Origin of the sequence: Providencia sp. PROV252, assembly GCF_033676005.1 — a bacterium.
GTDB classification, from domain to species: Bacteria; Pseudomonadota; Gammaproteobacteria; order Enterobacterales; family Enterobacteriaceae; genus Providencia; species Providencia vermicola.
This window is the reverse complement of record NZ_CP096294.1, coordinates 2262479-2287175: the sequence shown is the minus strand read 5'-3', so window position 1 is coordinate 2287175 and position 24697 is coordinate 2262479. Positions and strand designations below refer to the sequence as shown.

The 24697-nt window shown below is 40.9% G+C and carries 20 protein-coding genes and 1 other annotated feature; of the genes, 9 read left to right on the top strand and 11 right to left on the bottom strand.

The genetic code is table 11. The annotated features are described in order from the left end of the window. Positions 1 to 44: 44 nt before the first annotated feature. From trpCF to M1F05_RS10465, 4 genes are read right to left on the bottom strand one after another with little or no spacing between them, the layout of a single operon-like run. On the bottom strand, positions 45 to 1421 hold the full coding sequence (gene trpCF / locus M1F05_RS10480) for a bifunctional indole-3-glycerol-phosphate synthase TrpC/phosphoribosylanthranilate isomerase TrpF (protein WP_206086110.1): 1377 nt from the start codon (positions 1419 to 1421) through the stop codon (positions 45 to 47). A gap of 1 nt (position 1422) precedes the next feature. Next, positions 1423 to 2424, bottom strand: coding sequence for an anthranilate phosphoribosyltransferase (gene trpD, locus M1F05_RS10475; RefSeq protein ID WP_206086109.1), 1002 nt, complete (start codon positions 2422 to 2424; stop codon positions 1423 to 1425). 20 nt (positions 2425 to 2444) lie between these two features. Next, a complete protein-coding gene (locus M1F05_RS10470) occupies positions 2445 to 3056 on the bottom strand; it encodes a glutamine amidotransferase-related protein (protein WP_206086108.1) in 612 nt (203 codons plus the stop codon). Further along, entirely contained in the window at positions 3056 to 4630 is a 1575-nt protein-coding gene (locus tag M1F05_RS10465) for an anthranilate synthase component 1 (protein ID WP_206086107.1), read from the bottom strand. Before M1F05_RS10465 ends, M1F05_RS10470 begins: the two co-directional genes overlap by 1 nt. Positions 4631 to 4656: 26 nt before the next feature. Then, positions 4657 to 4759, bottom strand: a sequence feature (Trp leader region). A gap of 141 nt (positions 4760 to 4900) precedes the next feature. On the opposite strand from M1F05_RS10465, the gene rnm reads away from it, so the two are divergent. The 4 genes from rnm to aphA all read left to right on the top strand — a co-directional run bounded on the left by rnm (position 4901) and on the right by aphA (position 8714). Then, positions 4901 to 5797 (top strand): RNase RNM, encoded by an 897-nt coding sequence (gene rnm / locus M1F05_RS10460; protein WP_206086106.1) that lies wholly within the window; start codon positions 4901 to 4903, stop codon positions 5795 to 5797. Positions 5798 to 5945: 148 nt separating this feature from the next. Further along, positions 5946 to 6566 (top strand): L-threonylcarbamoyladenylate synthase, encoded by a 621-nt coding sequence (locus tag M1F05_RS10455; RefSeq protein WP_206086105.1) that lies wholly within the window; start codon positions 5946 to 5948, stop codon positions 6564 to 6566. 164 nt (positions 6567 to 6730) lie between these two features. Then, positions 6731 to 7648 carry a 23S rRNA pseudouridine(2605) synthase RluB gene (gene rluB / locus M1F05_RS10450; RefSeq protein WP_206086104.1) on the top strand — a complete coding sequence of 306 codons (918 nt, stop codon included), beginning with the start codon at positions 6731 to 6733 and terminating at the stop codon, positions 7646 to 7648. A 352-nt stretch (positions 7649 to 8000) separates the two neighbouring features. Further along, positions 8001 to 8714: an acid phosphatase AphA gene (gene aphA, locus M1F05_RS10445; protein ID WP_206086103.1), complete on the top strand. Its 714-nt coding sequence runs from the start codon at positions 8001 to 8003 to the stop codon at positions 8712 to 8714. A 60-nt stretch (positions 8715 to 8774) separates the two neighbouring features. Here the strand turns inward: aphA and M1F05_RS10440 are convergent, their stop codons facing one another. The 3 genes from M1F05_RS10440 to M1F05_RS10430 all read right to left on the bottom strand — a co-directional run bounded on the left by M1F05_RS10440 (position 8775) and on the right by M1F05_RS10430 (position 12766). Then, complete coding sequence (locus M1F05_RS10440; RefSeq protein WP_206086102.1) at positions 8775 to 10922, bottom strand: filamentous hemagglutinin N-terminal domain-containing protein; 2148 nt, start codon at positions 10920 to 10922, stop codon at positions 8775 to 8777. Positions 10923 to 11404: 482 nt separating this feature from the next. Continuing rightward, a complete protein-coding gene (gene cobO / locus M1F05_RS10435) occupies positions 11405 to 11995 on the bottom strand; it encodes a cob(I)yrinic acid a,c-diamide adenosyltransferase (RefSeq protein WP_206086101.1) in 591 nt (196 codons plus the stop codon). Positions 11996 to 12001: 6 nt separating this feature from the next. Continuing rightward, a complete protein-coding gene (locus tag M1F05_RS10430) occupies positions 12002 to 12766 on the bottom strand; it encodes a YciK family oxidoreductase (protein WP_206086100.1) in 765 nt (254 codons plus the stop codon). 178 nt (positions 12767 to 12944) lie between these two features. Between M1F05_RS10430 and sohB the strand changes: the two genes are divergently transcribed. After that, positions 12945 to 13991, top strand: a complete 1047-nt coding sequence (sohB, locus tag M1F05_RS10425) for a protease SohB (RefSeq protein ID WP_206086099.1) — start codon at positions 12945 to 12947, stop codon at positions 13989 to 13991. A gap of 92 nt (positions 13992 to 14083) precedes the next feature. Here sohB and M1F05_RS10420 read toward each other — a convergent pair whose 3' ends face one another. Then, complete coding sequence (locus M1F05_RS10420) at positions 14084 to 14341, bottom strand: DUF2498 family protein (protein ID WP_206086098.1); 258 nt, start codon at positions 14339 to 14341, stop codon at positions 14084 to 14086. 289 nt (positions 14342 to 14630) lie between these two features. Between M1F05_RS10420 and topA the strand changes: the two genes are divergently transcribed. Further along, a complete protein-coding gene (gene topA, locus M1F05_RS10415) occupies positions 14631 to 17237 on the top strand; it encodes a type I DNA topoisomerase (RefSeq protein WP_206086097.1) in 2607 nt (868 codons plus the stop codon). A 67-nt stretch (positions 17238 to 17304) separates the two neighbouring features. Here the strand turns inward: topA and M1F05_RS10410 are convergent, their stop codons facing one another. Together M1F05_RS10410 and M1F05_RS10405 are read right to left on the bottom strand one after the other, a co-directional pair. Beyond that, on the bottom strand, positions 17305 to 18150 hold the full coding sequence (locus M1F05_RS10410; protein WP_206086096.1) for a phosphatidylinositol-specific phospholipase C domain-containing protein: 846 nt from the start codon (positions 18148 to 18150) through the stop codon (positions 17305 to 17307). Between the two features lie 77 nt (positions 18151 to 18227). Then, complete coding sequence (locus M1F05_RS10405; protein ID WP_206086095.1) at positions 18228 to 19580, bottom strand: MFS transporter; 1353 nt, start codon at positions 19578 to 19580, stop codon at positions 18228 to 18230. Between the two features lie 509 nt (positions 19581 to 20089). On the opposite strand from M1F05_RS10405, the gene sodC reads away from it, so the two are divergent. After that, positions 20090 to 20614, top strand: coding sequence for a superoxide dismutase family protein (gene sodC, locus M1F05_RS10400; protein WP_206086094.1), 525 nt, complete (start codon positions 20090 to 20092; stop codon positions 20612 to 20614). Positions 20615 to 20949: 335 nt separating this feature from the next. On the opposite strand, the gene M1F05_RS10395 is transcribed toward sodC, so the two are convergent. Then, a complete protein-coding gene (locus tag M1F05_RS10395) occupies positions 20950 to 22983 on the bottom strand; it encodes a M13 family metallopeptidase (RefSeq protein ID WP_318826053.1) in 2034 nt (677 codons plus the stop codon). 310 nt (positions 22984 to 23293) lie between these two features. Between M1F05_RS10395 and cysB the strand changes: the two genes are divergently transcribed. Together cysB and M1F05_RS10385 are read left to right on the top strand one after the other, a co-directional pair. Then, positions 23294 to 24268, top strand: a complete 975-nt coding sequence (cysB, locus tag M1F05_RS10390; RefSeq protein ID WP_206086092.1) for an HTH-type transcriptional regulator CysB — start codon at positions 23294 to 23296, stop codon at positions 24266 to 24268. A gap of 135 nt (positions 24269 to 24403) precedes the next feature. After that, positions 24404 to 24697: a DUF1778 domain-containing protein gene (locus M1F05_RS10385; protein WP_206086091.1), complete on the top strand. Its 294-nt coding sequence runs from the start codon at positions 24404 to 24406 to the stop codon at positions 24695 to 24697.

Below are 24697 nucleotides of genomic sequence, written 5' to 3'. Positions count from 1 at the left end.
TCATCAGTTAAAACGTAATTATTGTTTAGCCTTATCTTATTGCTTTATTGGATTGTTGATTCAGCCAGCAACGTTGATAACACTAACTTAATTTTTTGCTCACTCTTAATACCAGGCTCAATTTCGACACCAGAATTAAAATCAAGTCCATTACACAGCAATTTCGCGGCCTGAAGGCAGTTTTGAGGATTTAATCCGCCCGCTATCATTAGCTTTTGCTTTGCAGTTGTTGGAATGGCCGACCAATTGAAACTTTTACCTGTTCCGCCTTGCCCGTTATCGAGTAATAGAACATCAATATCTTGAGTTTCGTATTCAGATACGTTTGCTTGCGACATATCCAGCGCTTTCCACACTTCACAATAACTTGGTAATTGAGAGCGAACTTCTTGAATATATTGTAGGTCTTCATTACCGTGTAGCTGCACGGCAAAGAGCGCTAACTTTTTCGCGATATGCGCGACAAAATCGGCCGATTGATTACGAAACACACCAACATATTTTAGCGGGGCGGAATGAACAATACGTTCAGCTTGTGACAGTGTCACTTTCCGAGGGGAGGATTCAGCAAATATTAATCCTCCAAAACAAGCACCCGCGTCGAAAGCGGTTTTTGCATCCTGTTCACGGGTTAAGCCGCACACTTTATGTTCACCAACGAGCAATTTTTGTAGTGCCTTTGCAAGGTCATCTTGTTCCATTAAAGCGCTACCAATCAGAAAACCGTTAGCATATTGGCTAAGAGATTGAATATGCTGGTGTAAATAAATACCAGATTCACTGATCACAATTGTTTCTGGCGCTAAACGCGGTGCTAATTCGCGGGTACGATTTAAATCAATGGATAAATCACGCAAGTCACGGTTATTAATACCGACCACTTTAGACTTTAATTTTATGGCTCGTTCTAATTCTTCTTCGTTACTGACTTCCGTTAGAATGCCCATATTTAATTGATGTGCAACATTCGCTAAGGCCACATATTCTTCGTCATTTAATACCGATAACATCAATAAGATAGCATCAGCTTGATAATGACGTGCAAGGTATATTTGGTATGGATCGATAATAAAATCTTTACATAAAACAGGTTGCTTAACTGTGTTACTGACAATCGTCAGATAATCCATATTGCCTTGGAAATATTTTTCGTCAGTGAGGACGGAAATCGCAGATGCGTAGGGTGCATAGGTCTTCGCAATCACTTCGGGATCGAAATTTTCTCGAATTAACCCTTTTGAAGGAGACGCCTTTTTACATTCTAAAATAAACACTGGGCGCTTAGCGCTTAATGCATCATAGAAGCTGCGTTGACTTGGCTGTAATGTGTCAATGAAACTGTCTAAGGGCTGTTTAGCCTTACGTTCAACAAGGTAAACGGCTTTGTCATCAACAATCTTTTGTAATACAGTCGCTTTCATTTTACTGGTTCCTTGCCGCGAGCGCAGTGACTCGGTCGAATGATTTGCCGCTGCGAATAATTGAGAGAGCATGTTCGCTATTTTGTTTTAAATCTTCATGGCCATTAATCCGCATTAACATTGCCACATTAGCCGCGACTGCAGCCTCGTGAGCGGCTTTACCATGGCCTTGTAATAACTGGGTCAGTAGAATACGGTTTTCATCAGGAGTGCCGCCTTCCAAATCACGTAATTGATACGGTGTTAAGCCAAAATCGTCGGCGGTTAATTGGTAATGATGTAACACACCGTCTTTTAATTCAGCAACTTGGGTTGTGGCATGAAGTGAAACTTCATCCATCCCTCCACTGTGTACCACAGCTGCACGGGTAAAACCAAGCATATCTAAGGTTTCAGCGACGGGTTTTACCAGCGCTTCTTGATAAACGCCGATTAACGCGATGGGTGGGCGAGCTGGGTTGATTAATGGCCCAAGGACGTTAAATAATGTTCGTGTTTTCAGTTGTGAACGAACAGGTGCTGCATGGCGAAAACCACTATGGTACTGAGGGGCAAATAAGAAACACACGCCTAAATCATCCAAAATGTCCCGAGCACTTTGAGCGCTTAAATCAAGTGCAATACCAAAGGCCGCTAATAAATCTGATGATCCAGAACGACTAGATACGCTGCGATTGCCATGTTTAGCGACTTTAATTCCAGCTTCAGCGGCTACAAATGCGCTAGCCGTTGAAATGTTAATACTGTTTGCGCCATCTCCCCCCGTACCCACAATGTCACTGAATTGATAATCAGGTCGAGGGAATGGTTGGGCATTTTCTAAGCAGGCAAGGGCGGCACCTGCAATTTCTTGAGGTTGTTCACCACGCATTTTCATACTGATAAGTACGGCTGCCAGTTGTGGTTCGGTTAATTCACCTTGAATAATGGCATTAAATAAATACTGACTTTCTTGTTGTGTCAGTGGCTGCGCGTTGAATAATTTATCATAAATATTTTGCATAATTGGCTCTCTATATCCCGTTAGTGCGAATGAGTCGTGGTGCTTGCATTGGGTGTAGAAAGAGCCCATGCCACAGTATTTTCTAACAACTGTTTACCCTGAGTGGTTAAAATAGATTCAGGGTGAAATTGGAATCCACACACTTTGTCTTGCTCATTTCGCACAGCCATGACCATTCCGTTGGATTGCGCATTAATAGTCAGTGTTTCAGGAATTTGGCTACCCACTAAAGAGTGGTAGCGCGCGACTGAAACAGGATTTTCGAGATTAGCAAACATCGCTTGCCCATCGTGGGTAGCAAGTGAAGCCTTACCATGTAGTATTTCCCCCGCGGAAGAGACAACACCACCGTAAGCCTCAACAATAGCCTGATGGCCTAAACAAATACCAATCACAGGAATTTTGCCGATAACCTGTTTTAAGACTTCAGGCATAGAGCCTGCTTCACTCGGTTTTCCTGGCCCTGGTGATAACACTAAAATTGGTGAGTTCATTTGGTTTAATACAGATAAAATATGTTCTGAGCTCACGGTATTACGGTAAATAACGACTTGGTGGCCATTCGCACGCAGTTGATCGACCAAGTTGTAAGTGAAAGAATCCACATTATCGAGCAGTAAAATATTCGCCATTAGAATAACTCCTTCACTTGGTGGGCTTGGGCAATCGCACGGATCACGGCGCGTGCTTTATTGCGCGTTTCATCTGCTTCAGCTTGAGGGAACGAATCCAATACGACGCCACCACCAGCTTGCACAGTCGCAATGCCATCTTCTACATAGGCTGAGCGGATCACGATACAAGTATCGAAATCACCTCTGCCGTTGAAATAACCCACCGCACCGCCATAGGAGCCACGACGCTGTTGTTCATACTGCGCAATTAATTGCATGGCTTTCACTTTGGGGGCTCCCGTTAATGTGCCCATATTCATACAGGCTTGATAAGCATGAAAAATGTCTAAATCGTGACGTAATGTTCCCACAACATGGGAAACGAGATGCATCACAAAGGAATAACGATCGACTTTGGTTAAGTTAGCCACATAGCGGGTGCCTGCTTCACAGATACGGGCAAGATCATTACGTGCAAGATCAACAAGCATGATGTGCTCTGCTAGCTCTTTTTCATCTGTACGCATTGATAGTTCAATGCGGCTGTCTAAATCGAGGTCGATATCCCCTTGTGCATCACGACCGCGTGGGCGAGTACCTGCGATAGGGTAAATTTCGACCTTCCGGTCGCTGGTGGCATATTTCAATGCACTTTCTGGTGATGCGCCAAATAACGTAAAATCCTGATCTTGCATATAAAACATATAAGGACTTGGGTTTTGCGCTTTTAATTTTTGGTAGGCAATCAGTGGATGTGAACAAGGCATGGTGAATTTTCGTGAGGGCACTACTTGGAAGATATCTCCACGATAAATCGCCTCTTTTAATGATATGACAATAGCGCCATATTCTTGGTCGTTTTTGCTCAGTGTAACTTGAAAGTTAGGCTCGCTTTGCAAAGGGAGTGCGGGCAAAAATGGACGGCAAGATGCAATAATTTCATTGTGGCGTTGTTTAACTGACGCCAGCGTTTGCTCATCTTGATTGAAAACACAGCTTTTAATGCGAGCCGCTTGGTTTTGATGGTCGATCACTAAATAGTGTTCCGCGACGAAGAAACAATAATCAGGGCACTGATTGACAGTTTTAACGTCAGGGATGGACTCAAAGTTTGCCACAAGGTCATAGGCAAATAAGCCTCCTACAAATACCGTTTCTGGCTTAGTCGAATAAGTTTGAGCTAAGGCAGGTAATGCACGTAACACGTCTAAGCATGATGCTGCTTTTAAACGACTGTCTTCATCTAAAGCAGGGTTAGGTTGCTCGAAGGTGACAACTAATAATGCCGTTTCAATGGTATGGGTGGAAATTACCCCAGAAAGTTGCGCTAACAATAATGGCAGCAAGGCTTGGCCGTTTAATGTTAACGCTTCAACTTCAACGCGTTGGCCAAAAGCGCGAATACGCAATGCGCTGTTAACAATCAATAAGCTTTGTAAGTTAGCTTTATTATTGATTTCAGCTGACTCCAGCAACATGGTTGATGGAATTGCATGGCATAAGTGATTGAATAACAACGTTGGGTCTGGCTGATAGTTAATTGGGCTATCCAGATACGTAAAATGTGCTAATGTGGTGTTTTGTTTGTTCATTTTGTTGCCTTACGCTAATTTTTGACATTAAAAAACCCGCCGTATGAAGGGCGGGTTTGGCACTGAGGCATGGTTTAACTATGCGCGTGCGGCTTCCGCCCAATTTGGGAAGTCACGCCACCAACGATTTGTTAAGTTAATTAAAGCCATAATGTGCCTCACTGGATAAACTGAATGTTATTGGCTGCAAGCCATCTTGCGTACTAGTAAACTGGATCGCATTTGAAGTGTCAAGTATTTTGTTAATTTATTAGGAAAAAATAGCTATTTATGGAAATTGGAGACGATATCACCTTGCAACCTGTATCTACACCGCTACTGACTCGCTACGACTTACACAGCCATACGACAGCCTCTGATGGGGATTTAACGCCAGAGGAATTAATCGAGCGAGCCATTGAAAAAGGCGTCAATGTTCTAGCGATCACTGACCACGATACGTGTGATGGCTTAATACAGGCAAGACAGTATATACGCGATAACGAAAAGCCGATTGAGTTAGTGAATGGTGTTGAGATCTCAACACTTTGGGAAAATATTGAAATCCATATCGTCGGTTTAAATTTCACCTCTGAACACCCAGCAATGGTTGCGTTACTTACGGAGCAATCGGCTCGTCGTGAAGCACGGGGTATTGAGATAGGGCGCCGTTTACAAAAAGCGGGCATTGAAGATGCGTGGGAGAACGCCCAAAGTATATCGGGTGGCGGGCAAGTTACCCGAGCTCATTTTGCGCAATATATTATGAAAATAGGCAAAGAAAAAACCATCAACAATGTATTTAAACGCTATTTGTCTAAAGGCAAAACAGGTTATGTGCCTGCAACATGGTGTAGTATTGAAGCGTCCATTGCGGCGATTCATGCCGCTGGCGGCGTGGCTGTTTTAGCGCATCCATCTAAATATCAGCTTTCAAATAAATGGTTAAAACGTGTGATTGCTTATTTTAAAGAGCATGGGGGCGATGCGATGGAAATTTCCCATTGCCAGCAACCCCCTAATGAAAAACAATATTTAGCTGAATTGGCTAAAATGGCGGATTTACGAACATCTGTGGGGTCTGATTTTCACCGTCCTTGTTCTTGGATTGAATTAGGGCGAAACCTATGGTTACCAAATGATGAGCAAGCAGTTTGGACATTGTGGCAGGACGTAAAAAATCGCTAATTCATTGATGTATTGGTCGGTCGGTGTAAAATAATACTATACATAGAGTGATTAGATTAAAATCAATCATTCGATTGAGCAAAGAGATAGTGCCATTTTTAGGTATTTTGCCGGGTGATGCTGTCGATACCAAATTGTTGAGGTATATATGAGCCAGTTTTTTTATGTCCATCCGGATAACCCGCAAGCTCGGTTAATCAGTCAAAGTGTTGAAATTCTAAATAAAGGCGGTGTGGTTGTTTATCCTACTGATTCGGGGTATGCCATTGGATGTCGTTTAGAAGAAAAAGATGCATTGCAGCGAATTTGTCGTATCCGTCAGTTAGATACTAACCACAATTTTACATTAATGTGCCGTGATCTTTCTGAGCTTTCTAATTATGCACACGTAGATAATACAGTTTTTCGTTTAATTAAGAATAATACCCCAGGTAATTATACATTTATCTTAAAAGCCACCAAAGAAGTCCCTCGTCGTTTAATGAATGAAAAGCGTAAGACAATCGGCCTGCGCGTACCATCAAATCCGATTGCACGAGATTTACTTGAAGCGGTTGGCGAACCACTGATGTCCACGAGTTTAATTATGCCTGGTGATGATTTTACCCAATCTGATCCAGAAGAAATTCGTGATTTATTAGATAAACAAGTGGATTTAGTGATCCACGGTGGTTATATCGGACAGAAACCTACCACAGTCATTGATTTTACTGATGATACACCTGTTGTAGCCCGTGTTGGCACAGGGGATCCATCACCCTTTGAATAAATAAGCTATTTAGGTAGCGAATGTGCGATAAGGCGATAAAAGATAGGGGTTCAGGGGAAACCTGTGTATAATGCGCGGGTTTTCAAATTTATGACTTTTTGCACTCGTTTTTTTACTCGATGAAAAGTTATTTGACGCCTGTGAAGGCGACAGTAGAGGGTTACATGAGCGCTAAACCGCAAAATACAGAGAAATTACAAAAAATCCTTGCCCGTTCAGGGCATGGTTCACGTCGTGAAATCGAAACCTTCCTGCAAGCAGGTCGGATCAGCGTAGACGGTAAAATCGCCACTTTGGGTGACCGTGTCGAAGTCAAAGCATCAACCAAAATTCGTTTAGATGGTCGTTTATTAGCGATTAAAGAAGCGGAAAAAGAAATTTGCCGTGTGATGGCCTATTACAAACCTGAAGGTGAATTGTGTACTCGCCACGATCCTGAAGGGCGTCCAACCGTTTTTACGCGTTTGCCAAAACTGACAGGGGCAAGGTGGATTGCGGTAGGTCGTCTTGATGTGAATACTAGTGGGTTACTGTTATTCACAACCGATGGTGAGTTAGCGAACCGTTTAATGCACCCAAGCCGTGAAGTTGAGCGTGAATACGCAGTGCGGGTTTTTGGTGAAGTTAACGATGCAAAAATTCGCCAGTTGACCCAAGGTGTTCAACTTGAAGATGGTCCTGCGTCCTTTAAAACTGTCTCTTATCGTGGTGGTGAAGGGATGAACCAATGGTTCAATGTTACGTTAACAGAAGGGCGTAATCGTGAAGTCCGTCGTTTGTGGGAATCGGTTGGTGTACAAGTTAGCCGTTTGATCCGAGTGCGTTATGGTGATATCGATTTGCCAAAAGGGCTACCGCGTGGTGGTTGGACGGAGCTGGGTTTAGAGCAAACTAACTATTTGCGTGAATTAGTTGAGCTGCCAGCTGAAACAGAAAGTAAAGTGGCGGTTGAACGTGATCAACGTAGAATCAAAGCGAATCAAATTCGTCGTGCTGTGAAACGTCATACTCAAGTGGCATCACGCCCTGCATCTAAGCGTCAATCTTCAGGCCCGACAGCGAAGCGTCGTACACGCATCTAATTACTGCGTTATCATTATTTAAGAAGCGATGGCATAACACCATCGCTTTTTTATTGCCTAAAAATTACAGCTTACTGTCTGTATGTGTCTGTAAATTGCGGGTTTAGGTCACAGAATCACAACACTTGTCTGTAATAGATAATTAAAATGAGATTTAAGTCTCATTTTAATGTAACAAAAAAACTTAACATCAAGCTCTATGTGAGATTTAACTCACATAATTGCTGCAAAATGTACTTATAAACACCTGAACACGATAAGCAGCAATGTCTATTACTTACATATAAAAATGTGGTTTATCCAAGTGAATAAAGAATGGTTTCTAAGTGGGTAAACTCGATAAGGATAAAAGATGAAAAAAATAACACTGACGCTGAGCGCGGTTGCATTAGCTTTAACGTTTACGGCAACGTCTCAAGCCAAAATATCAATGCCAGAAACTGTCAGCCCAGGCGTTACCGTTGTTGAATTAGCGCAGCAGCAACCTATTCATTGGGTTTCTATTGAACAAATTAAACAAAGCCTAGAAGGTAAAGCGCCAATGGCAGTTGGCTTTGATATCGATGATACAGTGTTATTTTCTAGCCCAGGTTTTTACCGTGGTAAACTCGAGTTTTCCCCAAATGATTTTAGTTATTTGAAAAATCAGCAGTTTTGGGAGAAAATGAATAATGAGTGGGACAAATTCAGTATGCCAAAACAAGTGGGTATTGATTTAGTCAAAATGCACTTAGACCGAGGAGATACCGTTTATTTTATTACTGGCCGTACTAAAACGAAAACTGAAACTGTGACTAAGTACGTTCAAGAAGGCTTGGCGATCCCAGCCGATAAAATGCAACCTGTTATTTTTGCGGGTGATGAGCCTGGCCAAAATAATAAAGTAAGTTGGATGCGTGACCATAAATTAACTATTTATTATGGAGATGCAGATGCGGATATTGCAGCGGCTCATGAACTAGGTATTCGTGGCGTTCGTATTTTACGTGCAGCCAACTCATCTTATCAACCGCTGCCAAAAGCAGGGCGTTTTGGTGAAGAAGTGGTGATTAATTCTGAATTCTAATTGAATTTTGAATATGAAAAGGCGACTTGGAGGTCGCCTTTTTTAATACTTGAATGACAGTTAGTTATTCACAATTGCGTCAATAACAACACGGTTACCCGTGATAGAACCTGTTGTTCCACTTGTTACAATTGGACTAGTGACCTTCGTCGTATTGTTAGAGCTAATAGTTCCATATTGGTTATTCACGCGATTTTTAGCTTCAATGGTCATGTTTTTGCCAGATACCATTTTTCCTGCATAATTATCGAGTGTACCAGCACTCACATTATGGTTATTAATCCCCGTAATTTGGCCATAATTATTGTTCAGGGTTGCTTTTGTTTTAATATCAATATCGCTGCGTGAGGCAACGTTATTATTCGCATTGGCTGCGATTGAACCATATACGTTATAAAGGTTATCACTTTTAACTTTGATAGTACCATCATTGGTTTGCAAACCACCATTTTGGTCTGTTAAACCAAATTGTGCGTTTACGTTTTTAAAATCAGCACTATAGTTATTGTTTAAATGGCTAGTTTCAATATCTAAGTTGCTTTCAGCGTTAATTAAACCAGATTGGTTATCAATATTATGCGCAGTTATTGTTAAGTTTTTACCTTTAATATAACCAGAACGATTACTGAGTATATTGGACTTTATTTCTGTTTTGCCATTATCAGAAATAATTGAACCTGAGTTTGTTAATTGGTTTGCATTGATATTCAGTAGTTTACCACTATGAATTTTTGAACGAGGGTCATTAGTCAATGCGACAGAAGCATCAAGATCCATACGGCCTTTAACAGCATTTAACTCTGAATTAGACTGTGTTAAATACATGGTATTCACCTCAGCACGTCGCTGTGCCACAATCTTACTGTTAGCCATGTTTTCGATAGAGTTTTGTGCGTTTAAGGTGATATCACGACCCGCAGTGATGTTGGAGTTCTCATTCACAATACGAACAGCATCAATAGTGATATCTTGACCAGCAATAAAACCCTTCGCTGGATCATTTGGATTCCCCATATTATCGCGGTTATAGATTACATTGGTAGAATGGACGTTGAGGTCACCTCGAGTGGCTTTAAATGACCCATTATCATTGACGATAGTATCAGATAACGTGGTCACATTTTGTTGGGCTTCAATGGTTCCGTTGTTATTTGACAAAGTACCTAACGTCGTTAAATTTACATCGTTGTTCAGGGACGTAATGTGCCCACGATCGTTATTAATTGCACCTGTGCCTGCAGCCTGAATGTTGACACTTTTTGCTGCGGAAATAGTGCTGCTATTTGTCAGCCCAGTCGCATTAATCGAGAGGGTATTTGCTGAGTGAATGTTGCCATTAATATTATTGACGGTGCCTGCGCTATCAATGGTAATTGCACCATTATGTGAAGCGATATCACCTGCGTTAGATACGCCAACACCTGTTTCGGTCGCCATTAACGAAATTTTATTCGCATACATGCCGCCTAAGGCGGAAACGTCAATACCAATACTTGGTTTTGCACCAATGGCTGTTGTCGTACCAATAACATCACCAGCGGAATTCACACGGTTATTCCCTGCAATAACGTTTAGACGTTGAGCTGTGACAGCACCGTTAATCGCGACAGAGCGTGCAATTATATCAGTAGGTGAGTTTGCATTGAAACTACCATTGATGGCAATTTTTCCTTGCTGCACATTGTAGTCATTGACTAAGCTATTGCCATCTAAGGAAACTTTACCCGTAGTTAATGTGGTGCGGTTGGTATTAATAAATCCGCAGTTATTACAGGTGATACCTGATGCATTTGCGACAATCACTTGCGCTTTACCGCCAGCGACTTCAATCATGCCGTTTAATGTTGTTGCCGTATTTGAGTTGACCTCATTTAGGATCACTTTTGCGCGTTTACCTGCGACATTGCCATTACCGCCAATTTTACCCCCTATTGTGGTATTAGAAAGGCCTGCACTATTGTTTAAAATAACGCCTTTTTGGTCAACATCAAATTGGCTATAAATATTGTGAGAAACACCGCTTTCAGACGGTTTATTAATATAAACAATGGTTGGACCATTACCTTGAACCATTACTCCAGCGCCATTTGTTGGCGTAATAGCGGCTTGAGCAACCGTTGTTGAACCGACAATCATTGAAACACACAGAAATAAAGGTTTGAATTTCAATTTAGGTGCATTGAAAGTATTCATTGAAACGTTTTGCATATATATCCCTTAAATTAAAATAGACAATATCTAAAATAACTAACAATCCATTATTGCAATTTAATTATGCGGAAATATAAAATTAAATAAAATTAATAATGTTAACATGAGTTAAGTTTTTATTCGGTATTGAATAATAACTTAGTATGAATAAAGCTAGAATAAATGCGTTATTTTGTATTTAACTTGTTTTTTATCAGTTGGTTAAATTTCTTTCTGTATTGTGATTTTCGGTATGTTTACTCAAGGGGTAACACGTACTAGTTTATATTAAATAGGGAAAAGGCGAGTTTAATCATTAGAATAACTTATGGTCTGAATTTATATTGTAAAAATGGTCGATATAATTAAAGCCGAATTGGGAATATATGCGAATGATTAAATTAACACGCAAAATGGTTTGATTAAACTTATCATGCATAAAAAGAGAACTTAGCAATAGTCTTATTTTAGCTTATAATTGCTAAGTTAACTTTTATCGTTTACCAGTCAATGCCTTTTTGCGCTTTAATACCAACATCAAACGCATGTTTAACAGGGCGCATTTCAGTAACTGTATCCGCTAAATTAATTAAATCACGGTGGCATCCTCTACCTGTAATGATGACGGATTGGTTGGCAGGACGATCCAGCAAGGCTTGTATAACGTCGTCTAACCCAAGGTAATGATAGCTGACCATATAGGTTAGCTCATCTAAGACAACCAAATCATATTGAGGATCACTTAAAAGTCGTTTTGCATGATGCCAGGTTTCAAGGCAGGCTAGTGTGTCCGTCTCTTTATTTTGTGTTTCCCACGTGAAGCCAGTGGACATTACAAAAAAAGGCGCTCCAAGCGGCTCTAAGAGTTCACGTTCACCATTATCCCAACTTCCTTTAATAAATTGCACAACAGCCGCTTTTTTACCATGGCCGATGGCACGACAAACCGTACCAAATGCGGCGGTCGTTTTACCTTTGCCGTTGCCAGTGAAGATGATGATAATCCCACGCTCAATTTGAGCGGCTTCAATACGCGCATCGACTTTTTCTTTTAAGCGTTGTTGACGTTCTTCATGTCGGCTTTGTGACATAATAAATTACTCCGCTGCACCTGGTTTACGGCCTGGTTGTGCATCATAACTGCTGCCTGTTTTACGGATGCTATCATCACCCATTAAATAAATGTAAATAGGCATAATATCTGCTGGGGTTTTGAGTTTTTCGGGGTCTTCTTCGGGGAATGCGCTGGCACGCATACTGGTTCTGGTTCCTCCAGGATTAATGCAGTTAACGCGTAAATGACTATTTTTATATTCCTCAGCAAGCACTTGCATTAGACCTTCTGTTGCAAATTTAGAAACAGCGTAAGCTCCCCAACCAGCGCGGCCTTGTTTCCCAACACTCGAACTTGTGAAAACTAATGATGGATTTGGCGCTTTCAAGAGTAAGGGGAGTAGGGATTGCGTAAGCATAAAGGTCGCATTGACGTTGATCTGCATGACATCATGCCATAGTTGAGGCGGTTGTTCTGAAATGGGGGCGACAACACCAAGAATACCCGCATTATGCAAGACGCCATCTAGATAAGGAACAGTGTTAGATATTTGCGTGGCTAATGATTGGCAGTTTTCATTGGTTGCTGTCAATAAATCTAAAACATAACATGGCGATTTCTTGCCAGAAATTGCAGTGATTTCTTGGCTAACCGCGTCTAATTTATGTTGCGTTCTTCCGACAAGAACCAATGATGCACCGAATCGGGCATAGGTCAGGGCGGCTTCACGACCAATGCCATCGCCTGCGCCAGTTATGAGTATCGTTTTGCCTTTCAATAGGTCTTGTCTAGGCTGATATTGAAGCATATTCTTTTCTATGATTGTGAATTAAATGTAACGGTATCATCGCACTGATTTGGTTTTTTGGCTAATCTAACATAGATATCTACGTAGTTTATGGTGTGAAATACGATTTTTTCTGGTTGTTTACCCATAATCGTGAGATTATTTTTGTGTTGAAGATAAATATCAGAAGGATCATGTTGTGGAGTATTTCTCTTTGTATGGATTATTTTTAGCAAAAGTTGTCACTATCGTGGTGGCTATCGTTTTGCTGGCTGTTTTTGTCTTTGGTGTAGGTATGCGTCGCCAAAGTGCTAAAGGTTCGTTAAAACTCACTGATTTGGGTGAGAATTATCGCGAACGCCAGCGTCAGATGCAGCAAGTGAAAATGAATGAATCTGAGCATAAAGCATGGCTCAAGGCATTCAAAAAACAGCAAAAAGCAAAATCAAAAAGTGAGAAATCAGGGGCTAAACTTGGGCAAACATCCATTAAAAAGCCCTGTTTATATGTCTTAGACTTTAAAGGCAGCATGGATGCACGCGAAGTGGCATCTTTGAGGGAGGAAATCAGTGCAGTTCTGGCTGTTGCTGATACACAAGATGAAGTTTTGCTGCGTTTGGAGAGCCCTGGCGGTATGGTTCATGGTTATGGGCTTGCAGCATCACAATTACGTCGTTTAAAAGAAAAGAATATTCCGTTGACGGTTGCTGTTGATAAAGTGGCAGCAAGTGGTGGCTATATGATGGCCTGTATTGCAGATAAAATTGTTGCTGCACCATTTGCTATTATTGGCTCAATTGGTGTTGTGGCACAAATTCCTAATATTCATCGCTTATTGAAAAAACATGATGTTGATGTTGAACTTCATACGGCAGGTGAATATAAAAGAACGCTGACATTGCTCGGGGAAAATACCGAGCAAGGCCGTAAAAAGTTTGTGGAAGATTTAAATTCAACGCATGATCTTTTCAAGCAATTTGTTCATCAAAATCGTCCGTCATTAGATATTGATAAAGTTGCAACGGGTGAATACTGGTACGGGTCACAGGCGTTAGAAAAAGGGCTTGTGGATAGCATTGGCGTCAGTGATGACATTATTATTGATGCAGTTGATGCTAAAGAGATTGTTGGTGTCCGTTATGTTCTAAGTAAAAAAATGGTGGATAAAGTCATGGGAAGCGCAGCAAATAGTGTTGATAACCTTTTATTGCGTTGGTGGCAGCGTGGCCAAAAACCAATGTTATAAATGAATAGTCGCCTCGCAAATATTCTGTTTTAATTCTACTATTAATTACCGGCACTGAAGCCGGTAATTTTTTATCAATTATTGAATGTTAATTAATCATTTTCACGTAATTGGTATTGTTCTGAAAGAACATGGGCAAGATGTTTGTACATATTAAAAGCAGCGGTACTTTTTAATGTTGGGATACCATTTTCATCGAGAAAGAATTCCCCTTTAAAAACCAGCGTACCACGATGCTGCTCCACGGTGTCTACAAACATACCGTGAATATATTCGTCATGTTTCTGTATGATATCGTTAGCTTTTTCAAGTAACTCTGTTTTTGTAATGTACGGTAGATCGTCTTGCATAATAGGGCTCCCTTGAAAAAATAATTGGTTGCTTCTCGCATTTTATCAGGTAGAGTGTGTGGTTTTCAATTATGGCTTAATGCCTTTATATGGTTAAAATCAGTCAGCTAGAAGACTTTCATGACTTGTAGAATAACGTGATTGAGATTATAAGTTTTGTTTCAACACAAATAATTGATTGAAAATATATTGATATATTGTGATTGTGTCGCAATATAAAAAACAGATTCTCATTTTACGCATTTTAATGTAAAAGTGCGTCATAGTTGATATTTAGGTAAAGGTAAATATGGGTAAAGCTCTTGTTATCGTGGAGTCCCCGGCAAAAGCCAAGACAATTAATAAATACCTTGGCAGTGGCTACGTTGTGAAAAGCAGCGTCGGCCATATTCGTGATCTGCCGAAAAGCGGCTCTGGTTCACAAACCGGCTCACAAAAGAGTACAGGCTCATCTACCGAGAAAACAAAGAAAGTTAAAAAAGATCCACGCGATGCATTAGTGAATCGCATGGGTATCGACCCTTATCATGGTTGGAAGGCGAATTACCAAATTCTACCAGGTAAGGAAAAGGTGGTTTCTGAGCTGAAATCTCTGGCTGCGGATGCCGATCACATCTACCTCGCAACGGACTTGGACCGCGAGGGGGAAGCGATCGCATGGCATTTACGTGAAGTGATTGGCGGTGATGATTCGCGTTTTAGTCGTGTTGTATTTAACGAAATCACGAAAAACGCCATCACCCAAGCATTTGATAGCCCAGGTGAGCTAAATATTGATCGGGTTAACGCGCAGCAAGCACGTCGCTTTATGGATCGCGTTGTGGGGTACATGGTATCTCCATTATTGTGGAAAAAAGTGGCTAGAGGTTTGTCTGCGGGGCGTGTTCAGTCTGTTGCAGTGAAACTGATTGTTGAACGCGAACGAGAAATTAAAGCGTTTGTTCCTGAAGAGTATTGGGAATTACACGCGGACTTAGCAGATAAAGATATTGCAAATTTACGCATGGAAGTGACGTCGCAAGCAGGTAAATCGTTCAAACCTGTTAATAAAGCGCAAACTACCGCTGCGGTAAAATTACTTGAAAAGGCGCGCTTTGAGGTTATTGACCGTGAAGACCGCCCTACATCAAGTAAACCAAGTGCACCTTATATCACTTCAACATTGCAACAAGCGGCAAGTACGCGTTTAGGCTTTGGGGTGAAGAAAACCATGATGATGGCCCAGCGTCTGTATGAAGCGGGTTACATTACTTATATGCGTACTGACTCAACTAACTTGAGTCAAGATGCGTTGGATATGGTTCGTGGTTATATCAATGACAACTTTGGGGCGAAATATCTGCCGAAAGATGCCAATGTATATAGCAGCAAAGATAATTCCCAAGAGGCGCATGAAGCCATCCGTCCTTCTAGTGTTGATGTATTACCTGATTCGCTAAAAGATATGGAAAATGACGCAAAACGGTTGTACCAATTAATTTGGAACCAATTTGTTGCGTGTCAAATGACGCCAGCGAAATATGACTCTACGACCTTAACAGTGAAAGCGGGAGACTTTGAACTGAAAGCCAAAGGGCGTACGTTACGTTTTGATGGTTGGACGAAAGTAATGCCTGCCCTGCGCAAAAACGATGAAGATAAAACCTTACCGCCAATTCAAGTGGGTACGGAACTATCATTAATTGAATTATTGCCAAGTCAGCACTTCACTAAACCGCCTGCACGTTTTAGTGAAGCTTCACTGGTTAAAGAACTCGAAAAACGTGGAATTGGTCGTCCTTCAACTTATGCGGCAATTATTTCGACTATCCAAGATAGAGGATATGTCAAAGTTGAAAACCGTCGCTTCTATGCGGAAAAAATGGGGGAAATCGTTACTGATCGTTTAGAAGAAAACTTCAACGATTTGATGAACTACGATTTTACCGCACGCATGGAAAACCAGCTCGACCATGTTGCAAATCATGATGCCGAGTGGAAAGCTGTTCTTGATGAATTCTTCTCTGATTTTAGTACCCAGCTTGATGTTGCGGAAAAAGATCCAGAAGAAGGGGGAATGCGTACCAATCCGATGGTTATAACATCAATAACCTGTCCTGATTGTGAACGCCATATGGGTATTCGCACTGCATCTACAGGGGTATTCCTGGGGTGTAGTGGCTATGCATTGCCACCAAAAGAACGCTGTAAAAAAACCATCAATCTGATCCCTGAAGATGAAGTACTTAATATTCTTGAAGGGGATGATGCAGAAACTAACGCGTTAAGAGCAAAACGTCGTTGCCCTAAATGTGGTACGGCGATGGATAGCTACTTGATTGATAACCAACGTAAATTACATGTTTGTGGTAATAACCCTGCATGTGAAGGTTATGAAATTGAAGAAGGCGAATTCCGTATTAAAGGCTATGATGGCCCTGTCATTGAATGTGATAAATGTGGCTCTGAAATGCACCTGAAAATGGGGCGTTTTGGTAAATACATGGGTTGCACCAATGAAGAATGTAAAAACACACGTAAAATCCTAAGAAGTGGTGAAGTTGCGCCACCGAAAGAAGATCCTGTTCCGTTGCCTGAATTACCGTGTGAAAAGTCTGACGCTTACTTTGTATTGCGTGATGGTGCCGCTGGGGTGTTCCTTGCTGCCAACACTTTCCCGAAATCCAGAGAAACACGTGCGCCATTAGTGGCTGAGTTACAACGCTTTAAGGACAGATTACCTGAAAAGCTTGCCTACTTGGCAGAAGCACCTGCTGAAGATGCTGAAGGTAACCCAACAGTTGTTCGTTTTAGCCGTAAAACCAAGCAACAATATGTTTCTTCGGAAAAAGACGGTAAAGCAACAGGTTGGAGTGCTTTTTATGTTGATGGTAAATGGGAAGTCAAAGAGAAATAATTCGTTAAGGTTATTTTTCAGATAAAAATAGAAATGCCAATCTGTTATTGATTGGCATTTTTTTGCGTTAAGCAGATTGTAATTGATTCACTTTAATCGTTTTCTTTGCTAAATCTTCATCAATAAAATCAAAGATTAATATGCCTTTTGGCGTAGCCTGATCTAACGTAGCTAATTCATCGCGAATAATAGGGTTAATGATGTTTGCATACGCGATTGGACTGCCCAGCTGACCATTCGTTGCACTAATATGATTGAGAACGAGTTGATGCTCTTTGGTATTATCATCGCCATGAATTAACGCCATTATGTCATTGATTTTTTCCTGGATCTCAGGGCCATTCCAGTTATCTTGTAATGAAATTAAGGGGTTTTGATGCCAATTATGCGCCCAACGAGTGCCATCCTTTAACGTTGAAACATGCAATTCTGGTGGTGCACATTCAATCACCAAGATTTTGCCTCTTAACTGTTTTACACTGGGCCACTTGAATGTGTTTTCATCAACTCGCTCAGGCAGTAAAAGGTGTTTTAGGTAAGGCTCAATAAATGGGATAAGAGCCTGTTTATAGGCCTCAAAGTCATTTTTTTTCTCATTGGCATTTTGAATGCGTAAAATGACAAATTCAGTAGGGTGTGTATCAAGGAAAGAAATAAAGCAGTGAAGAAGGTCTTCTGCCATGATGTCGCTATACCATTCACGGTGTGCAATATTTAGATTGCGAGTTAGCCTTAAATCAAAAAAACGCACGCCGCAGTTAAGCTGCTCCACTAGCGATAATGTCTGGGTTTGGTAATAAGGCAGATCACAGGTTGATGTAATGGCATCATGAGTTCCTGGGATCAATAAATCAGTTACGGATAATTCATCTGCAATGTATTTGAGCCAATCAATATAATTATTATTTCGCATAGTGCTTACCTAATCCATTTTCTAAATAGACAATAAGCCGTTATTACAACGGCTTATGTCGTCATAATATCAATGTGTTATTGCGCTTTTTTCATTTTAATAACGGTCCAAGACAGTAAGGCGGCGATTAATGTTAAGACAGATAACCCAATAAAAACATTACCAATAATATTCGTTGGAGTCAGAATTTCTTTGACGACTTGCCCTTGTTCACCTAATTGTGGACTAAAAATGATCTTACCTAAAATTAATGGCGCTAGCAGTGCAGGAAGGTATCCAATCGTGATAGCCAAAGACATTGCAGCGGAAGCATGCTTTTTATCAATCCCAAACTCACCGATCGGGGCATAGTAGACGCCTCGGATCATAAAGCAGCATGCGGAGGCACATAACATCAGGATCATTATAGTGTTACGAACTGCAGGGCTAATGATATTGTCAGGAGCTTGGCCAGCCATAAATTCCGTGATAGAAGCTGGGTTCATATAGAACAAAATACCAATAGCGGCGAGTAGGAACACTAAAACGAATGACATAAAACGCATAAAGTGGGCGGTGGATTTAAACGCTAATGTGACCAGCAATGTGGATAATAATGGCAACATTCGCAATGCAATAACAACAGAAACAAATACTGCAGCGACGGTTGCAGATGTACCATAACCTGCTTGTAAGAAACGGGCAAAGTAGGTACCCGCTGCAACAAAAGTACCGTAAATACAGAAAACGTTGAGGCCTGTTACCCAAACAATCGGTAATTTGATAACTTTTAATACACCAAGCAGCGCTTCTTTCACTGAGTTTACGGTATCAGCGTCCTCACTGACTCGCGCGTCCTTCGGTACAGCCAAGAAAATGAATATCGCAGTAGCGAGCACAATAATGGATGATGTGATCATCATGGTGCGGCTACTTGCTTCGTAATAAACCATTGCAGCCCATAATAGACTCATCAAAAATGCTAATAAACCTCGTCCAAATTCAAACATACCAAAAGCAACACCTTGGTGCTCTTTGGTGGTAGATAAACTCACCGCCTTAAAGTTGGCGGGCTTAAATAACACTTCACTGAGTAATAACATGGAGAAAAAACACAGTAATAAAGTTGGCATGCTTAACCCTGGTGAGTTTAAGGCGATAAAGAGAGAAATAAAGCCAACTCCGAGTGTGGTGATTAACATAATCACACGGACTTTAAATCTATCACCGACCCAACCCAGAGCGAGAGTGCCTAATAAGATAACTAATCCTTGCATGGAATAGAGCTGGCCTGCTTGCGCATCAGTGATCCCCATAGCGACAGGAAAGCCAAGGGGTAGGGAGTTCCGCAAGTCCCAAAAGGCATACAATAGCTGGGCGTTTGCAGTAATAAATATCAGTTGAATAATGGTGTGTGCTGAAAAACCAAACTTTTTGGCAAGAGTATTCATAATCTATTTTCCACTTATTATAAAAATTAAAGAAAACATAGTGTTATATTTTGTTAACTTGTTTTTGTAAGGTACAGCCAATCTCTTTAACGTTATTTTGCTGGGTGGGATTTTATGAAATTTTTATTTCCTATTTATTTCATGTGAAATGAATAGTCTGAAATGTAGGCGAAATGAAAATAATATACTGTGATCATTTTCACAGCATGTTAACATTTTTATCAAAGAGTTATTTTACGTAAATGTACTAAAATGAAGTTTTTATAATAAGTCTATAACGGCATAAATATTCTTAATTGAGTGATTTTTGAAGATTAAGTTAACAATATTGATTGTGATATAACTATCATTTATTAACTAAAGCTAAATGCAGCACCAAAGTGATAACAAATTTGTGTTAACTTAAGTACAGTCATTGGTACTAATGAAACAACAGTAATCGTTCTTACCTTGTTTATCATAAGGTAATTGGATGGAATGATTGATAAATGTTATCCACTGGAGGCAATATGAAGTTAAAGATGTGCTTATTTGCTGCATTACTGACTGCGGGCACTGCCTATGCAGCACAATCCACTGTGGTATTAAAGGAAGCAACGCCAACGGGTGAGGGTAAAACGATTGGTGAAGTTGTTATCTCTGAAACTGAGTATGGGTTATTGTTCACACCAAAACTTTCAGGTTTACAATCTGGTATTCATGGTTTCCATGTCCACGAAAACCCAAGCTGCGAGCCAGGGGAAAAAGACGGCAAATCTGTTCCTGCACTAAAAGCGGGTGGGCATTTAGATCCAGCAAAAACGGCTGTTCACAAAGGGCCATATGATAATACTGGGCACTTAGGGGATTTACCCGGTCTCGTTGCAGATAGCCAAGGTAATGCCGATTATGCGGTTTTAGCGCCACGTTTAAAAACACTGAAAGATGTGCAAAACCGTGCGTTAATGGTGCATGTGGGGGGCGATAACTATTCCGATAATCCAGAAGCGTTAGGTGGTGGGGGGGCTAGGATGGCCTGTGGCGTCATCAAATAACTTTGCTCGTCATATTTTACGGTGTGGCGTTGTTGGCTTCATTCGGTTATGTGGGTCACATACTGGAGTATGCTCCCCACGATAACCTCATTTGCCGCCTAGCCACAACGTAAACTATTTAGAGCAAGGTCTTAATTGTCCAAAGCAATACTTAATAGCGTAGTATTGCATTGGGTATTAAGTAATTTAAATGATGATATAGCGTCATATATTGCCTAGCCACAACGCAGACTATTTAGAGCAATATCTAATTGTTCAAAGCAATACTTAACTGATGATGTGGTTTGAAAGCTCGGAAATATGCCGAGCTTTCTTTTTATCTATTTATCAATCGACTACCAAATACGAATACGCTTTTCAGATTCCAAATAGAGAGCATTGTCTTTATCGACACCAAAGGTTTGGTACCAATCATCAATATTACGCACAACGCCATTGGCACGGAATTGGTTTGGACTGTGCGGGTCAGTCATAATTTTATTACGCTCAGACTCTTTATTCGACAGCTCTTGCCATGTGCGTGCCCATGCGATGAAAAAACGCTGTAAGCCGGTTGTGCCGTCAATAATCGGTGGTTCACCATTTGGGTAATTTTCTTTGGCGAATTGTTTATAGGCACTCAACGCGATATTTAGTCCGCCTAAGTCCCCAATATTTTCGCCTAGAGTTAATTGCCCATTAACTTTCAAACCATCGACATCAAACGCGTTGTATTGTTCGACCAACTTCTCAGTTTTTTCTTTGAAGTGCGTTTTGGCACTTTCACTCCACCAATTACGTAGTTGCCCTGTACCATCATATAAACTGCCTTGGTCATCAAAACCATGACCCATTTCATGGCCTATCACTGCACCAATTGCCCCGTAGTTATAAGCGGGGTCAACGTTAGGGTCAAAGAATGGGGCTTGTAAAATCGCAGCAGGGAACACGATTTCATTTTGTACAGGGTTGAAATAGGCATTCACCGTTTGTGGTGTCATTCCCCATTCCCATTTACGAACAGGCTGGCCCATTTTGCTAATCATGTCGTTGTAGGACCATGCAACAACTTGTTTGTAGTTATCAAACAGTGAATCTGGTTTTAAATTAATGTCACTGAAATCATTCCATTTGTCAGGGTAGCCCACTTTTACGGTGAACTGTTCCAGTTTTTTCAGGGCTTCTTGGCGTGTGCTATCATCCATCCAATCGTTGTCTTTTAAACGTGAATTAAATGTGCCTCTGACATAGCTCACTAAATCTTGAATTTTTTCTTTGGATTGCGGGTCGAAATATTTTTCAACATAGATTTGCCCTAATGCTTCGCCCTGAAGGGAGTTTACTGTTTGTAGCGCACGTTCTTGGCGGGTACGTTGTTTCTCGACACCGTTGAGTTTTTTCGAATAAAAATCAAAGTTGGCATCAGAAACAGCTTTATTTAAATAGCGTGCATGATCGCTAATATATTGGAACGTTAAATAATCTTTTAAGGTTGAAACAGGTGTTTGCGCGAAAATTTTTGCGGTTTGTTCAACGGCGCTGTCTGTTTCTACTACCACTTTTTCAAGCTGCTTATCGGTGAGTTTGTAGCGGCTGATAAAACTGCTCCAATCAAAGCCTTTGGTATGATTTTTCATTTCAGCTAATGACATAGCATGGTAGTTTTTGATGGTGTCACGGCGCGCTTCAGGAATCCAATGTACGGTTGCAATGGCTTTTTCTAAATCGAATATTTTTTGCGCTTTTTGTTCAACGTCTTTTTCACCCGCCAGTTTCAGCATCGTTGCGATATAAGCGATATAACTTTTTCGTATATCTTGCATTTGTGGGGTGTCATCGAGGTAATAAGTCCGATTAGGTAATCCTAAACCCCCTTGGCCAATATACAACACATACGTTTCAGGGGATTTTGCATCTAAATCTACCCAATAAGAAATCAATGAATTGAAATCTGGGTTAGTCATTAGCTGACTGATATCCTGATGGTTTTTTGCTTTTGCAATCTCGGCTAAATCCTGTTTGATAGGTGAAAGTCCAGCCTTTTCGATGACGTCTTCATTGAGAAAACTTTGGTACAAATGACGAATATTGCGTTGATTATGGTTTAGTTCGCTTTCTGGTTTTTTCTGTAGTTCATCAATGATAGCTTGGGTCTGTTTTTCGGTATTTAAATACAAATCAACAAAAGAGTTAATGCGGGGCATACCCGTTGGGATTTTTGCCTTGCTTATCCAATCCTCATTCACGTAGCGGTAGAAATCATTACCAGGGTTAATTGTGTCGGATAAAACAATTTTCTGTTGTCCGTAAGTCACTTCCTTTGCAAGTAGTTGAGGTGCAAAGGAAACCGTTGACATACCAATAAGCAGTGCCAAAATATTTATACGCATGTAAAAACCTCTCTTCGTTGAGAATCTATAACTCCACTTTTTCAAGCTTATACTGAAGTGGAAATCCTTCAAATTACGTTTTATTCATTGAAACATATCACGAATTAAAGATAACCCGTCTTTGCAATACATTACGACGTTGAGGCAGGAAAAATTCACCTTAGATGAAATTTTGTCATCATACTGTTTATTCTCGTTAGAATAATGTTATATTGGTTATATCGATTCAATTGTATATAATTTTTAGTTATAACTAATGTTTTTTAGCTATAGCGACTCTATCGTGATCCAGTAAGGGGTAGGCAGAAATATGAAATTGCAGCAATTACGTTATATTGTTGAAGTTGTTAATCATGACTTAAATGTCTCCTCTACGGCGGAGGGGCTTTTTACTTCGCAACCAGGTATTAGTAAGCAAGTGCGGATGCTAGAAGATGAGCTAGGCATTCAGATTTTTGCTCGCAGCGGTAAACACTTAACGCATGTCACCCCTGCGGGAGAAGAGGTCGTTCGTATTTCAAGGGAAGTGTTGTCGAAGATTGAAGCAATACGTTCAGTTGCGGGGGAGCATACCTACCCAGATCGCGGTACGTTAAATATAGCAACGACCCACACGCAAGCGCGTTATGCATTACCGCCGGTTATTAAAGGCTTTATTGAACGCTACCCACATGTGTCTTTGCATATGCAGCAAGGCACACCAACCCAAATAGCGGAAGAGGTATGCAAGGGGAACAGTGATTTTGCAATCGCCACGGAGGCACTCCATCTGTATAGCGACTTAATTATGCTGCCTTGCTACCATTGGAACCGTTGTGTGGTGGTGCAAAAAGACCATCCGTTGGCGACGAAAAAGAATGTGACCATTGAAGATATTGCGGAATACCAAATTGTGACATACACCCATGGCTTTACTGGGCGTTCAGAACTGGATGTCGCTTTTCAAAAAATAGGCCTAGAGCCGAAGATCATTTTTACAGCAACAGATGCAGATGTGATTAAAACTTACGTCAGGCTGGGATTGGGTATTGGTATTATCGCCAGTATGGCGGTTGATGCGGTAAATGATTCTGACCTTGTTGTCATTGATATGCGTGATAAGTTCAGCTATAGCACCACGAAAATTGGCTTTAAACGCACCAGTTTCTTGCGTAGCTATATGTATGATTTCTTATGGCGTTTTGCCCCACATTTAACGCGTGATGTGGTGGATAAGGCGATTGCCATTCGCAACAATGATGAAATTGAAGCTTTCTTTAAAGATATTCAGTTACCGATTATTTGATTTTTGTATTATTGCCTGCCCATCTAATGGTAGCCACATGATGAACAGTGGCTACCATTAATCATCTATTCACCGCAATGCGGATAAAACTGTGTGCTTAAAAAATAAGTCATCAGTTAGGCGTTAACCATTGCGATGCAAAATACATGTGATAATGATACGGTGCTTACACGTTCATCATTGAATTTACGAATTAAATTAGAAGATAAAATTCTGATTGACCGAGCTGCTAACGCTGTTGGGAAAAATAGTACTGAGTTTGTACTCGAAGCGGCTCGTCGTGCTGCGGAAGAAACATTAGCCGATCTCCGTGTGATTAATGTGAGCCCTGAGGTTTATCAGGAGTTTGTTGCTCAATTAGATGCCCCGCCGAGCAATAATGAGGCGCTCAGAAAAACCATGATGTCCAAATCTCTGTGGGAGAAATGA